General features: G+C 49.3%; 11 protein-coding genes and 2 rRNA genes. 5 read left to right on the forward strand and 8 right to left on the reverse strand.

All coding sequences use genetic code 11. The features are described from left to right. Positions 1–1,337 (reverse strand): retention module-containing protein (locus GY634_RS16910; protein ID WP_166409891.1); only part of this gene is annotated, 1,337 nt, incomplete at its 3' end. A 229-nt stretch (positions 1,338–1,566) separates the two neighbouring features. Here GY634_RS16910 and GY634_RS16915 point away from each other — a divergent pair. Then, a complete protein-coding gene (locus GY634_RS16915) occupies positions 1,567–2,091 on the forward strand; it encodes a 2-thiouracil desulfurase family protein (protein WP_166409892.1) in 525 nt (174 codons plus the stop codon). Between the two features lie 143 nt (positions 2,092–2,234). Here GY634_RS16915 and GY634_RS16920 read toward each other — a convergent pair whose 3' ends face one another. The 5 genes from GY634_RS16920 to GY634_RS16940 all read right to left on the reverse strand — a co-directional run bounded on the left by GY634_RS16920 (position 2,235) and on the right by GY634_RS16940 (position 8,241). Continuing rightward, positions 2,235–2,855, reverse strand: coding sequence for a helix-turn-helix transcriptional regulator (locus GY634_RS16920; protein WP_166409893.1), 621 nt, complete (start codon positions 2,853–2,855; stop codon positions 2,235–2,237). Between the two features lie 90 nt (positions 2,856–2,945). Continuing rightward, complete coding sequence (locus GY634_RS16925) at positions 2,946–4,232, reverse strand: HlyD family type I secretion periplasmic adaptor subunit (protein ID WP_166409900.1); 1,287 nt, start codon at positions 4,230–4,232, stop codon at positions 2,946–2,948. 58 nt (positions 4,233–4,290) lie between these two features. Further along, entirely contained in the window at positions 4,291–6,429 is a 2,139-nt protein-coding gene (locus tag GY634_RS16930; protein WP_166409901.1) for a type I secretion system permease/ATPase, read from the reverse strand. Between the two features lie 28 nt (positions 6,430–6,457). Further along, positions 6,458–6,682 carry a hypothetical protein gene (locus GY634_RS16935; protein ID WP_166409894.1) on the reverse strand — a complete coding sequence of 75 codons (225 nt, stop codon included), beginning with the start codon at positions 6,680–6,682 and terminating at the stop codon, positions 6,458–6,460. 89 nt (positions 6,683–6,771) lie between these two features. Beyond that, positions 6,772–8,241, reverse strand: a complete 1,470-nt coding sequence (locus GY634_RS16940; RefSeq protein WP_166409895.1) for a TolC family outer membrane protein — start codon at positions 8,239–8,241, stop codon at positions 6,772–6,774. A gap of 659 nt (positions 8,242–8,900) precedes the next feature. Here GY634_RS16940 and cysG point away from each other — a divergent pair. From cysG to GY634_RS16960, 4 genes are all read left to right on the forward strand, one after another. Next, entirely contained in the window at positions 8,901–10,352 is a 1,452-nt protein-coding gene (cysG, locus tag GY634_RS16945) for a siroheme synthase CysG (RefSeq protein WP_166409896.1), read from the forward strand. A 99-nt stretch (positions 10,353–10,451) separates the two neighbouring features. After that, the gene (locus tag GY634_RS16950) at positions 10,452–11,288 is read left to right on the forward strand and encodes a sulfite exporter TauE/SafE family protein (RefSeq protein WP_166409897.1); all 837 of its coding nucleotides are present in this window, start codon (positions 10,452–10,454) and stop codon (positions 11,286–11,288) included. 145 nt (positions 11,289–11,433) lie between these two features. After that, positions 11,434–12,264, forward strand: coding sequence for a sulfite exporter TauE/SafE family protein (locus tag GY634_RS16955; RefSeq protein ID WP_166409898.1), 831 nt, complete (start codon positions 11,434–11,436; stop codon positions 12,262–12,264). Between the two features lie 12 nt (positions 12,265–12,276). Beyond that, positions 12,277–13,002, forward strand: coding sequence for a FadR/GntR family transcriptional regulator (locus GY634_RS16960; RefSeq protein WP_166409899.1), 726 nt, complete (start codon positions 12,277–12,279; stop codon positions 13,000–13,002). A 695-nt stretch (positions 13,003–13,697) separates the two neighbouring features. Here the strand turns inward: GY634_RS16960 and rrf are convergent. Both rrf and GY634_RS16970 read right to left on the reverse strand, forming a co-directional pair. Continuing rightward, positions 13,698–13,811, reverse strand: a 5S ribosomal RNA gene (gene rrf / locus GY634_RS16965). A 157-nt stretch (positions 13,812–13,968) separates the two neighbouring features. Next, a 23S ribosomal RNA gene (locus GY634_RS16970) occupies positions 13,969–14,122 on the reverse strand; the annotation flags it as partial.

Genomic DNA, 14,122 nt, shown 5'->3' on the forward strand with positions numbered 1-14,122 from the left:
ATATCGCCTGGCTGCAGATCTTTCACCGCATCCGCAGGAACCGTCACGCTCCAGGTGTTGCCAGCCTGGACAGTGGCAGGGTAATCCTTGCCACCAATCGTGACCACAACCGCATCGCCTTCCTTGGCCGCACCGCCCACGCTACCAGTGATTGTCTGCTCAGCCTTGGACTCGTCCTGATTCAGAACACCGTCAACAAACGGCTTATCAATCTCAATCGTGGCAGTTGGAGTCTCTGTCTGGACATCATAAGGACGCTCAGTAGTTACTGTCGTGCTGTTACCAGCATCATCTGTAGTCGTAACCTTAGCTTCTACTTTGTCGTTGTTCGCCAACTCAGAGCCTGGAACATCTACGTTCCATGTTTTACCGTCGGGGTTAACGGTAGTTTCGTACTCTTTACCACCCACCGTCACCGTGACTTTATCGCCCGGTTTTACGTCTTTACCTACGGTACCTGTGATAGTTACATCACCTTCAGACTCTTGCTTATTAATGACGCCATCACCAGCAATGGTGTCGATAGTGATCTCAGCTTCTGGAGGCAGAGTATCAACAGTGATCTGATCCTCATCCCCCAAACCTGACACACCAGTCGTACCTGTATAGCTTCCATCAGGCACATGGACAACAATGTCGCCTTCATAGTTATCAGGCACAACCAGATCAGCTACCCACTTAGTAGGATCTGTTGGGTCTGGGCGCAGGTTTTCAATTCGACCACCGCCAGACACATTGACGTCTGAGGGCTCAAAGCCTACAGGTACTTCGCTAAATTTAAAGGTAATAGTGCCGTCATCATTGATGGTGATTTTCAATGTGGGGGTTGTAGGCTCAGCAACATCGTCTGCACGACCATAACCACCCATTCGAGGCAATTCGCCTGAAGGACTCAATGGTTTAGGATAGGCCAATGCCAATGGTGAGGTAGCTTCTACAATGCTTACCAAGCGCGTAAAGCTGCTACCACCCGCACCATCACCGCCCCCACTATTTACGGCGGCAGTTGGGTCCAACTGCTCAAAAGGATCATCACCAGCTTGCAATGCGGCCAATACTCGCGCAGCCTCTGGATCTAATTGTGCAGGTACTGTCTGGCCGCTAGGATCTACATCCGTATTTGCCAACTCATCACTCACTTGCAATTGACGGTTTTCACCTACCGTTAATGGCGGCATACCATCCGCTTGCAACTGCACATTTGCACCACTGTCTGTTACTACTTCAGCATTGACTGGTACACGCATACCAGCGCGCAATGCCAACAACGAACCATCGGCTTGGCGCACCCAAGCATTACCAGAAACATTGCCTACTAAAACTGTGTCGATAGCCATTTGCTATGCTCCGAGAGACTTGCGTTGTAAGGTCTTATCCACAGACAACGCAATGAAAGAATTCTATACAATTTGCTATAAATTCTAGGAAGCACAGCGCCTTTTGGGTATTGGCGTCGACGACAGGTTGGGCCCTATTTTTAATTTCTTAACATTTCTTATACACAGGCGGCTACCTAGGTTATACATCTAAATATAGAAGCTATTTCCCGTCGACAGACCTCACCCTATGACACTCGCCCACATCTCCCGACGCCCTAGTTATATTCTTGTTAGCTCCTGTTTACTCGGGAACCCAGTACGTTATGATGCCTCCCACAAACGCTCACACCATGATGTACTTCAGCGTTGGGTTGCCGATGGCAAAGTCATCGCTGTGTGCCCTGAATTAGCAGGCGGCCTCCCTGTTCCCCGACCTGCTGCCGAAATCTCACAGGCTGCCGGCGGTAAAGCTGTGTGGCTACACACGGCGCATGTAGTAGATAACCAAGGCACGGATGTTACCCCCGCCTTTATTACAGGTGCCGAGCAAGCCTTACGCCTTGCACAACAATTTCATATCCGCATTGCCATTCTTAAAGAAGGTAGTCCTTCTTGCGGCTCTTCCCAAATTTATGATGGGTCATTTAGTGGCACAAAAATCGCAGGCCAAGGCGTGACAACCACCTTATTACGCGAAGCCGGTATTCACGTTTTTAGTGAGGACCGCATTAACGAAGCTGCCGCTCTACTCGCCCAACTAGAGCAACAGTAATACGGGCGGCTAGCACCCCGACTGCATAAGCCTTCCTACTACGCTATTCCCTACCCACTAGGCTCCCGTTGCGCCCATAAAAAACGCCCCACGTTTCAGATAAGGACCAAAACGTGGGGCGTTGTACTTTTCAGCGATTCGTATTAACGAATGCCATGTACTTTCAGACTCAACATCAAACGATCTGTTACATGTAGCTTTTCAAAAACAGCAGACATGTGTGCACGCACAGTGCGCTCACTAATACCTAGATCATCTGCAATCAATTGATTGGAGTGACCCAACGCAGCACGTTGTGCCACATCAATTTCACGTGCGGTTAAACCATGATGCCACACAGGGTTTGTGTTTTCAGGCAACTTCTGACTAATCGTGCTGAGCAACCGGCTTAACAAGCTTTGGCCTACCCACACTTCGCCCGCTTGCACGTGCTCTAACACACGCTCTAAGGTTGCGACCGGAGCATACGCATGAATATAGCCGCGCGCCCCCGCAGCCAACACTTGCTGACCTTCTACATCATTGGGTGACGTGCTCGCCACCACACACTGCATACCCGCACTAACATCGGCCCACTGACTGTCTTGCCACAGTTTCAAGGCATGATCGATCACCACTAACTGACGGCCAGACTGTTTCCAACGCTGCAAATCTTCAAGATTATGGCCTCGAGCCAGCATCCAATGGGATGCTGGTAACGCACGCCAATGCTGCCAAAGATAATCATCGTTGCTAAGCATCAAAACAGAAACTACTTGCTGCATGCGGCAATTCCCTCGTTCAAAGATCGTGACGGTTTTTGATGACCGCCTTATATGCCCGCTTTATACAGAACGGGCTTCTCTGGCACAGCCTTAGCGCTCAGTAAACGCGTTGGCTCGTGCTCGCAAAATAGGCTTCAACAGATACTGCATCACCGTACGTTTACCCGTCAGGATGTGCACTTCTGCTACCATCCCCGGCAAAATAGGACGTTTGTCCTCGCCCACGTAGGCTTGATCGGTACGTACCTTGGCAATATAGAAAGCATTACCTTTTTCATCGACGATGGTGTCAGCACTGGTTTGCTCTAGCTCACCAGACAAGCCACCATAAACGGCGAAATCATAGGCAGTGAATTTCACCTCTGCTTTCTGCCCAGCATGCAAGAAACCAATATCTTTAGGATTGATGCGCACCTCTAACAGCAACGTGTCGTCGGACGGCACAATCTCAATAATGTCTTTACCTGGCTGCACTACCCCACCCACGGTGTTGGCGTACAAGCTTTTAATCGTTCCACGTACCGGTGAGCGCACTTCTGCCAAACGCACGCGGTCTACCAACGCCAACTGCCCTTGTTCTAAGGAAGACAGCTTCGCACGGGTATCTGCCAACTCTGTGCGCGCCTGATTGCGGAAGGTAATTTCCACTTCGCTCACACGGCTTTGCGCTTCTTCAATAGACGCCTCAATACGGTGTATCTGTGCCGCGGCGGCTTTTTGTTCACCACAATAGCGTGCTACGTCACGTTGTAAGCGCAGCAAATCCACCTCGGACACGGCACCGCTTTGCAGCAAAGGACGAGTCATTTGCAACTCACGCGATGTCAGACCACAACTGGAGGCTGCTTGATCACGGTTAGCCTGCGTTTCGCGTAACTCTTCACGACGCTGGCGTAATTGGTCATTAGCCACTTGCAGATTCGTACGCAGTTCTTCTGTGCGCGACATCCACACATGACGCTCAGTCTCAGCAATGTTGGGCGCTTTTTCCAGTACTTCGGTTGGCATCACCAGTGGCTCGCCTGTGGCAATCGCTTCTAAACGTGCCGCCTTTGCCATCAATGCCAAGCTTTCGGCCTGATTCTCGCCCAACGACGAGGAATAACGGGTAGGGTCAATGCGCAGCATGACCTCACCTTCTTCTACCATTTGGCCTGGGCGCACCAAAATTTCTTCTACTACCCCGCCATCTAGGCTTTGGATAATCTGTACCTGACGAGATGGCACCACTTTGCCTTCGCCACGCACCACTTCATCGATCCATGCAAACGATGCCCATACAACCAGCACCACGATAATAAGCAACGACAACCACACCAGAACTCGTGATCCTTTCACGTCTTGGTGTTCTAGTGCCCATTTCGCATTCGCGGACATATTATTCACAGGCGCTGAGAGCTGGTCTTCGCGTATTTTCTTGAACCATTTACGCATCTTATGCCGCCCTCCGTGCACCACCGATACGGCCTTCTTTCAATGCCGTTACCACTTGCTCTTTAGGACCATCAGCCACAATGCGACCGTTATCCATCACGATCAGCCTATCGACCAAATCCAAGAGCGCTGTACGGTGCGTCACCAAAATCACTGTTTTATCCGCACAAATGTCTTTCAGACGCGCACGCAGTGCCATCTCGCTTTGGTTATCCATATGGCTACTAGGCTCATCCAGCAGCAATACGGATGGGCGATTCAACACCGCACGCGCCACAGCAATGGACTGACGCTGACCACCTGACAATGACTCACCACGTTCACTGATGATCATGTCGTACCCATCCGGGTGGCGCGATGCAAACTGGTCCACGCCAGAAATACGCGCTGCTGCCAACATTTCTTCGTCCGTGGCGTAAGGCGCCCCCATCGTTAAATTGTGTTTTAACGTACCGTAGAACAACACGGGATCTTGCGACACAAACCCCATAGAGCGGCGCAAGTCAGCGGGATCAATCTGGCGTATATCAATACCATCTACCAGTACCGTGCCGTCTGTAGGCTGGAACAGGCCCAAGATCAACTTGGACAAGGTAGTTTTGCCGGAGCCTATACGACCAATAATGCCCACTTTTTCACCGGCTTTAATAGACAGGCTAATCTGGCTTAATACTTTTTGGTCTGTATTCGGGTAGACAAAGCTAACGTCCCTAAACTCTACCGCCCCATCCAACTTTGGACGTGGCACAAAATTACGCTCTACAGGATGCTCCACTGGCATTTTCATGTAGCCATCAATGGAATCCAGCGACGTGCGAGCATTTTGATACTGCATCATCAAGCCAGCTACTTGCCCCAGTGGTGCCAAACAGCGGCCAGCAATCATGGACGACGCAATAATGCCCCCCATAGACAGCGCAGCATCCTGCACCAAATACGCACCGATCACTACTACGCTGATCGTGACCATTTGCTGCATGGTTTGCACAAAGCCCACAGTACTAGAGGAAGTCAGTTTGATCTTGCCGCCAATAGACGCCAAAAACTCGGTTGAACGCTCCCAATTGCGTTGGGCATGACTTTGCGCGTTCAATACTTTCAGTGTTTCCAACCCTGACAACGACTCTACCAAACCGGCATTACGCTGTGCCGCCGCTTGGAAAGTTTGCTTGGTGAGGGTCTCCATGTGGCGCTGCGCAAAGTACGACACCACCAACACAATAATGATCGCCACAATAGGCGGAATCAGCATATAGGGGGAAATCCACGCCAACACGGCCAAGAACAGCAATACGAAGGGTAAATCCACTAAGGTGGTAAGACTTGCCGACGCAATAAAATCACGCACTGACTCAAAGGAGCGCAGGTTAGCAGCAAAAGAGCCCACTGAGCCTGGACGTGCTTCCATACGCAAATCGAGAACGCGTTCCATGATCAGCGCAGACAAACGTACATCCACTCGTTTACTTGCTGCATCCACTACGTATGCACGTACGGTAGTCAGTACAAAGTTAAACAGCAACACTAAACCAATACCCAGTGTTAACACCCACAGGGTTTCAGTCGCATTATTCGGTACTACCCGGTCATACACGTTCATGGTGTAGAGCGGAATCATCAATGCAAAAATATTAATCAGTAACGCGGCACCGATGGCATCACGATACAAACGCCAGTTTTCCGTAATCGTCGCCCAGAACCAATGTTTGTTCTTAAGCTCAGCAATACCTTCTTTGGCGCGAGCTTCTACGCGGTACAACGGCTGTACTACCGCTGCTAAGCCCGCGTACTCTTCAAGCAAGGCCTCTACCGACATTTTTACCGGTGCAGGCGCTTCGGGATAATGCACAACGGCATCATCACCTTCTATAGACAGCAACACGCATGCTCGATTTTGTTTCAACAACAAAATAACGGGCAGCAAAGCTGCGGGGAAATCATGCAAACGACGACGCACCACACGCACAGAGCTATTAGCTCTGGCTGCTGCTCTAGGCAACAAATGCGGGGTTAAACGATGATTAGTCAGTGGCAAACCAGCACTTAAATGCTGTGCTGAACATGGGTTGCCATGCAGTCTGGTGATTTCTACCAGACAAGCCAGTAAAGGGTCATCATGAGTAGTATGCGGCGCTGGCATACCCTCTATGTTCTGGCTCAGTTGCGAATCAGAGGATTCCATCATCGTCGTCATTAATCAAATCAAGCGAAGGATTACGCAGACGTTGGCGCGTCTGTTTGCGGGCATGCAGTTTTTTGAGTGCTTCGGGAGGTAAGTCAGTCATACGGATCGTACCGTTGCTGATCAGGACGTCGATTAAATCCTCCAGCACACGAATAAAATCAGCATCGGATGCCGACAGTTCTTGTTTATACGAACGATCATCTTTCATGTGTGCTTTACCGCCCTATGCCAAGTGAGTCGCCGCATGACACAAATGTGTCCTGCGGCTTCTACTTATTACTACATATTACATCACGCTTAGTTTGCACTTACTTGACGTAGAACAGGTGGCTGCATGTTGTTGCGATACTCCACCGTCACAGGTTGCAAATTAGCGGTATCAGGAACAGGTTCCATACATACTTGCAGCGCTTCCTGAGGGAAAACTAAATCATCAGCTTCTTCAGGAGCTTGATCGTGAGGTTGCTGCAAACCCAGCGCTGGCAACAACTGATGAGAGAACGTCAACCAGCGCAGTTCGGCCAATTTCAGATCGTACTCAGCGTTGCGCAGTGCACGGCGTGCATCAAACAACTCGTTTTCGGTATCCAGTAAGTCCAGCAAAGAACGCTGACCAATCTGGAATTGCTGCATGTACGCTACGCGTACTTTGGATGTTGCCAATTCGTGGTCACGCAAGAATGGAATCTGCTCGCGCAAACGCACAATGTTGTTCCAAGCGATAGACAATTCTTGCTGTACGTTACGGCAGGTGTAATCACGCACGTCACGCGCAGCGTAGGACTGAGCTTTAGTCTGACGTACACGTGCGGAGTCTGCACCACCACGGTACAAGTTGTAGGAAGCAACTAACTGCACGTTAGACGCTTGCGCTGTGTGGTGACGACCAGTGATCTCGTTAGGACGCTCATTGCGGTCACGACCAGTAGAAGCACGCAACTCCAAGGTTGGGGAGAAATTGCCACGTGCAACGTCTACACCTTTATCCGCTGCTTGCAACAACGCTTGCTTGGATAAAATGGATGGGTTAGCCAACAACGAGTTATCAAAGTTCTCTGGGTTGCTTGGCAGTTTGCTATCTAATACAGGTGCATCTACCAATACGGCTGGAGCAGCTTGGCCCACAATACGGCGGTAGCGTTGCAACACATCGTTCAAGTTACCGGATTCTGTCATCAGGTTACTTTGTGCCAACGCTTGACGGCCCATTGCCTGTTCCAAGTCCACACCACGGCCTACACCAGACTCGCTACGCTCACGTACTTGACCCAATGTGTTCAAGTGCATTTGGTAGTTTTCGCGTGCCAACGATTCCATTTCGCGGTAACGCTGCACATCAATGTGCGCCGCAGCTGCTTCCATCGCTACGCTATCAATGGTAGAAACCAGATCGTAGTAGGTAGACAGTTTTTCCAGACCCAACTGACGTACGGTATTCAGTGTAGAGTTACCATCAAAAATCAGCTGACGCAGTTGTAAGGTGTAGCCCTTACGAGTCCAGTCGTGCGATCTGCTCAGTGAAGTACTACCGCGCCACTCTTTGCCAATCCAACCTTCCGCATTCACCTCTGGCAACAATCCGCCTTGGGCCACGTTTTGGCCTTCCATACTGGATTGGAAGTCTTGGAATCTAGCACCCAACTCTGGGTTAGAAGTAACGGCTTTCTCTACGCTATCTTGCAGTGACAAAGCCGTTTGCGCAAAGCTTGCGCCAGAAAATACCAAGGCCACAGCCATGGTCAAAATGGTTAGTTTTTTTGCTTGCATCTTCGCAGCTCCTGCATGTTTTTAGGTTTTTACATGAACAGTCAGTGCTGTTCACAGAGGTGTACTACACGTTGCATCTATGCAATCAACCAAACACAGAGGATGGCCACCGGAATACTCCCCCACGGCAGTCACATTCTGTCTAGGGTGGGCTATTCCGGGTGATGATGTTGGAGACTTTCTGGTCTTGTACTGCCTGTACAAGTCAGGGGAAGCATCCATAAGAGAGTAGCGAACGTACTTAACGCCATTGCATTGCGCACATTGGCAAGGCGGAGCTACAGGCTTCTGACCTGTATTCTTGGAGCATGACCTTGCGTCTTACAGTTTGTAAGTAAATAGAACCGTTTGAATACGCTTTTACAAACTAAGAGGCATTGTATCTATTGACTACAAAACTTTAGGAGTAATAAATGTTAACAATCTTAAATATTTTAGTTTTTTGCTAACAATTTGTTGAAAATCAATAGATTAGAAGCCACTCCTCACCTGCAACATATTGCGACATAATACAACACTCCTTAATACGCTACTGTGGCAGTAACCTGCGGTTATATAGATATGAAGGGATAACTAAATAAGTTTTACGTCGTTCTACCCACCGCCTGCTCTACCTAGAATCTATAGCACCCCCGCTATATTCTGGATGGCCAGTAGCTATGAGCACCTTTCTCTTTCCCCTCTTTACTAATCTCTCAGGGCGCGCTGTCGTCGTCGTGGGTGGTGGCGAAGTTGCCTGGCGCAAAGTGCAACTACTAGCGAAAAGCCAAGCCGTCATCACGGTGGTCTCTCCTGAGCTCACCCCATCATTACAACAGTGGGTAGAACAAGGCAAAATCACATGGCAGGCGCGTCCTTATCTGAGCCAAGACCTAGCCGAAGTATGGTTAGTCATTGCAGCGTCTGATGATATAGCGCTAAATGCCCGCATCGCATACGACGCTGAACAGCGCCGTATTTTCGCAAACGTCGTTGATGATGCTGAGCTTTCATCCTGCCAAGTACCTGCCATTGTGGACAGAGCCCCCATTACGGTAGCGATCTCATCTGCGGGGGCAGCACCCATGGTTGCGCGTCGAATACGTGCTCGTATAGAAAGCAGTCTAGACCACTCCTTGGGCGCACTTACTGAACTCTTACAACGCTATCGCTCAGCAATCAAACTCGCCTTTCCACAACTCAAAGCGCGGCGCTGTTTTTACGATTGGCTGCTGGATGGCCCCGTCGCAAACGCCATACAAGCACAACAGTTCACGCTAGCGGCCACCTTACTAGAAAGCGCACTGCAGACACCTCCGGCAGCCCCTACTGGTGAAGTCATACTCGTAGGCGCAGGCCCAGGTGATCCAGGCTTGCTCACACAGCATGCGTTACGGGCACTGAACCAAGCCGATGTCATTTTGGTCGATAGACTGGTTGACCCAGCCATACTTGAGCTTGCTAGACGCGATGCTCTGCAAATATCAGTGGGTAAACAGGTAGGGGAAGATCACCATGCCACACAGCGCCGCATTCATCAGCTTATGGTAGAGCATGCTCAGCAGGGTCAAACGGTTGTGCGACTAAAAGGCGGCGATGCATTTATTTTTGGGCGAGGTGGCGAAGAGCTAGAGTTCCTACAAGCGCACAACATTCCCTATAAAGTCATTCCTGGTATTACTGCTGCGTTGGCATGCGCGGCCTATAGTGGTATCCCTCTCACGCACCGAGAGTACGCCCAGTCGGTTCAGCTGGTAACTGCTCACCGTAAGGACGATAGCCCCATCGAAAACTGGGAGGCCCTGCGCGACCCCACCCAAACCGTTGTGGTGTACATGGGTCTACAGCAAATACTGCAGTTTATTACCCGGCTACAAGCTGCCGGCCGCTCTGCAGACACTCACTGCGCGCTGATTGAAAACGGCTCTAGGCCTGAGCAACGCACTCTTCTTAGCCGTCTCGATACTCTGGCACACCATGCTAAGCAGTATCACTTTGCTTCACCCTCTTTACTCATTATTGGTGCCGTTTGCAAGCTCGCACCAGAATTGCATTGGTTTGGGGAACAAATCAATACCATAGATCAGGCAGCCCCTACTTTCGCTGACACTGAGTTGGCAATGCTTAGCTAAACAACAACGCCTACTCTGAAAAAGCCGCATGGCCCACGACAGGTAAAGGTCCTTTTGCTACTCTGCTAGTTTTAGTTAATCAAAAGTGACCTCCTTGTCATGGAATACTCGACGCAGTTCTATGTAATCTTTATTACAGCCACCGCCGTAGCCGGTGTAGTTGCCGGTCTGATTGCAGGCCTATTAGGCGTAGGCGGGGGACTAGTATTGGTTCCTGTGCTGTTCTACCTTTTTCACCAAATGGGCGTTGATCCTTCTGTCGCACTACACGTCGCTATTGGTACCTCATTAGCGACTATTATTGCCACGGCTATTTCCTCATCTAGAGCGCACTATAAAAAAGGCGGCGTAGACACAGAACTGCTTAAGCATTGGGCTCCTTGGCTGATCGTAGGTGCATTGATTGCCATGAGTTTGTTTAGCTCCATCAAATCGGCTGAACTTGGCATTATCTTCTCGGTAATGACCTTTTCTATCGCCATGTATATGCTTTTCGGGTCATCGCGTAAAAATGCAGACGACTCCGTAGGCGATTTCCCCCAAGGCCCCATACGTTGGCTCTCAGGGCTTTTAGTTGCCGGTTTATCTACCATTATGGGCATTGGCGGCGGTAGCTTAACTGTCCCGTTACTGAGCTACTTCAAATATCCTATGCGTAAAGCAGTAGGTACATCGGCAGCAGTAGGCCTGCTGATTTCATTACCCGGTGCAGCAGGTGCCGTGCTAGCCGGTTTAGGTCAACCTAATCTTCCTCCCTTTAGCTTTGGTTACGTGAACATTGTGGCCTTTGCTATCTTGATTCCCATTACTGCTTTTGTAGCCCCCTACGGGGCACGTCTTGCACACAGTGCTAACCCACGTTACCTGCGCTATGCCTTTGCAGCATTCTTGCTCTTTAATGCCTGCAACATGCTGTACACTGCTCTTACCGCTTGATCACAAAATAGGGACCAAAACAACAATTGGTCCCTAAAAATCCTAGTATTTACACCTATCAAAAGACTATTTCTTCAGAAAACACACCAATAAGATACCAATAAGATAAATAATTACCATTTGGTCTCTTTAAAGGTAGTAAATCATGGAGTTTTCAGTAGAAACCATGCTGTACTTTGCGTTAGCCATTGCAGGCGCGGGAGTAGCAGCAGGGTTAATTGCCGGCTTATTAGGTGTAGGCGGCGGTATAGTCTTAGTCCCCGTACTGTTCTACCTCTTTACCCTTATGGGCTTAGATGACAACGTGCGCATGCACATGGCTGTTGGCACCTCGTTATCTACCGTAGTGGCCACTGCCTTATCTTCATCTCGGGCGCATTATGCCAAGGGAGCTATTGATGTCGGTTTGCTACGTAGCTGGGGACCTGCATTACTCGTAGGTGCGGTTATTGGCATGCTGTTGTTTAGTATGATGAAATCCTCTTACCTCACCCTTATCTTTGGCGTCATGACATTGCTCGTGGCAGCCTATATGTTGTTTGGCCCCAACCGTCAGGATACCGATTCAGGTCAATTACCTACAGGTTTCTTACGTGCTGTATATGGTTTGTTTGTGGGAGGATTATCATCTCTCATGGGCATTGGCGGGGGTACGCTCAGTGTGCCTCTGCTGACGTTATACCGTTACCCTATGCGAAGAGCGGTTGGTACCGCTGCAGCTATTGGCTTGATTATTGCAATACCGGGAACTATTGGTGCATTTATTGCAGGAATAGGATCTCCCGGACGGCCGCCTTTCAGTGTAGGCTATGTAAATGTTTTAGCTTTCTTACTTTTAATTCCTATTACTGGTTTTATGGCTCCCGTGGGTGCTCGTATTGCGCACAGCATTAACCCTCGTTACCTTCGAATAGCATTTGCACTATTCCTGATTTTTAACGCCAGTAATATGCTATACACAGCGTTCAGCCATTAATCGCTTACATCCATGACATCTACTTCCCCTCTTCTTACGGGTCGTTCCGCACATGTTTTGCAGTCTCTACGCCAAATGCTGGAAAGCGCAAGCTACCAACCTGGTAGTAAACTGCCACCCGAACGCGAGTTAGCCACTACGTTAACAGCAAGCCGTAGAGTATTACGCCAAGCATTGGATATCCTTGAGCAAGAGGGACGGCTAGAACGAGTGCCAGGAAGGGGTACCGTGGTATTGGCGCCCCGCATGCCTTTGCACTCGCTAGAAAACCTCACTCAACATACCAGCCCAATTGAGCTGATGGATGCACGCTTTGTGCTAGAGCCTGCTATCGCTGCGGCCTCAGCGGTGCATGCTAGCTCACACGATTTAGAAACGCTTTCGCACTGCTTTGAACAAACCAAACAAGTGCGTTCTCACGCTGAATGGGAGCATTGGGATAGTGCTCTACATAAAGCCTTAGGCATGGCAACGCACAACAGTTTATTAGTGCATTTTTATGACGTATTGACTCATGCTCGCGCCCAAACTGAATGGGGCCGCTTACGTAGACATGTACTCACACTTGAAGTACGAGCCCGCTATACCGAGCAACACGCACGAATTTTAAGTGCAGTGCGTGAACGTTCTCCTGAAGAGGCCGCGCAAGCCATGCGAGAGCACCTAAGCTTAGTACGTCGTACGCTACAAGAACAATTAGAAGCGCTAGCTCCAGCTGCGCCTGCTGATTTAGTCTAACTAAAGCTTTTATTTATTATTCCTAGTACGCTTTATGTAATTAACGCCTAATGCATTGCATTGGGCTTTTTTATACACCTATCTACACATAGCATTCGGTCATGCTATTAGGTTTATATGCTCACAATGATGCTGTAAATAGGCAAGCTAATCATATGAGACGTTCGAACTAAATAGGTATTAGCCAATAAAGGTTCAAATGGTACAGCTAGACTAGGTATAAATAGGCTGATTTAAGCTGCCTAAAATCCATTTTCCCGTCAGAGCTGTGCACTTCAGGTTGCCCCCACTACAGCAAACAGCAGCATCCATTACTACACAAATGTACTTTGTGCCGCGCGAATTAACGAGAAGAAAGAAAAACAGAGAAGTATAGATTGGGATAGCCCAAGAAGCGTGCAGCGCAAGCCATGCGTGAACATCTCATTTGGTGCGTCTTATACCCGCCAAGAGCGATTGGAAGCGATAGCTCCCGCACTCCCTACGCTGAATAAGAGAATAAACACTACTAGTGTTCAGTGCACCATAGCACCATAAGACTAACTAAAGCCCTTCACTACAAGCCATAGCGTGCTAGGGGAGCACTGTTTGAGGCCTCAGGGGAGTTTTTAGAGTCGTCAAGCAGGGGATTTGTGCCTTTTCAGCAGACGTAAAAAAGCCCCGCATCGGTTGGATGCGGGGCTTTTGGTATAAGAGCCTGACGATGACCTACTTTCACACACGAAAATGCACTATCATCGGCGCGAAGGCGTTTCACGGTCCTGTTCGGAATGGAAAAGGGGTGGTTCCACCTTGCTATGGTCGTCAAGCGTAACTGGTTGTCACATGCTACACAGAGCATGTAACTAAATCTGGAATTAGCACAACTACACATCAGTATGATGCAGTGTTTCATGTTTGGGATTGCGTTATTGTACTACTAAATTTGTTTGAACGACACTTAAAACTTATAACCTTAAGAGTTATAGGATCAAGCCGCACGGGCAATTAGTACTGGTTAGCTACGTGCATTACTGCACTTACACACCCAGCCTATCAACGTCCTGGTCTAGAACGACCCTTTAGGGGAATCAAGTTCCCGGGATACCTAATCTTCAGACGAGTTTCCCGCTTAGATGCC

Source organism: Paenalcaligenes suwonensis, from assembly GCF_011290505.1.
GTDB lineage: Bacteria > Pseudomonadota > Gammaproteobacteria > Burkholderiales > Burkholderiaceae_B > Paenalcaligenes > Paenalcaligenes suwonensis.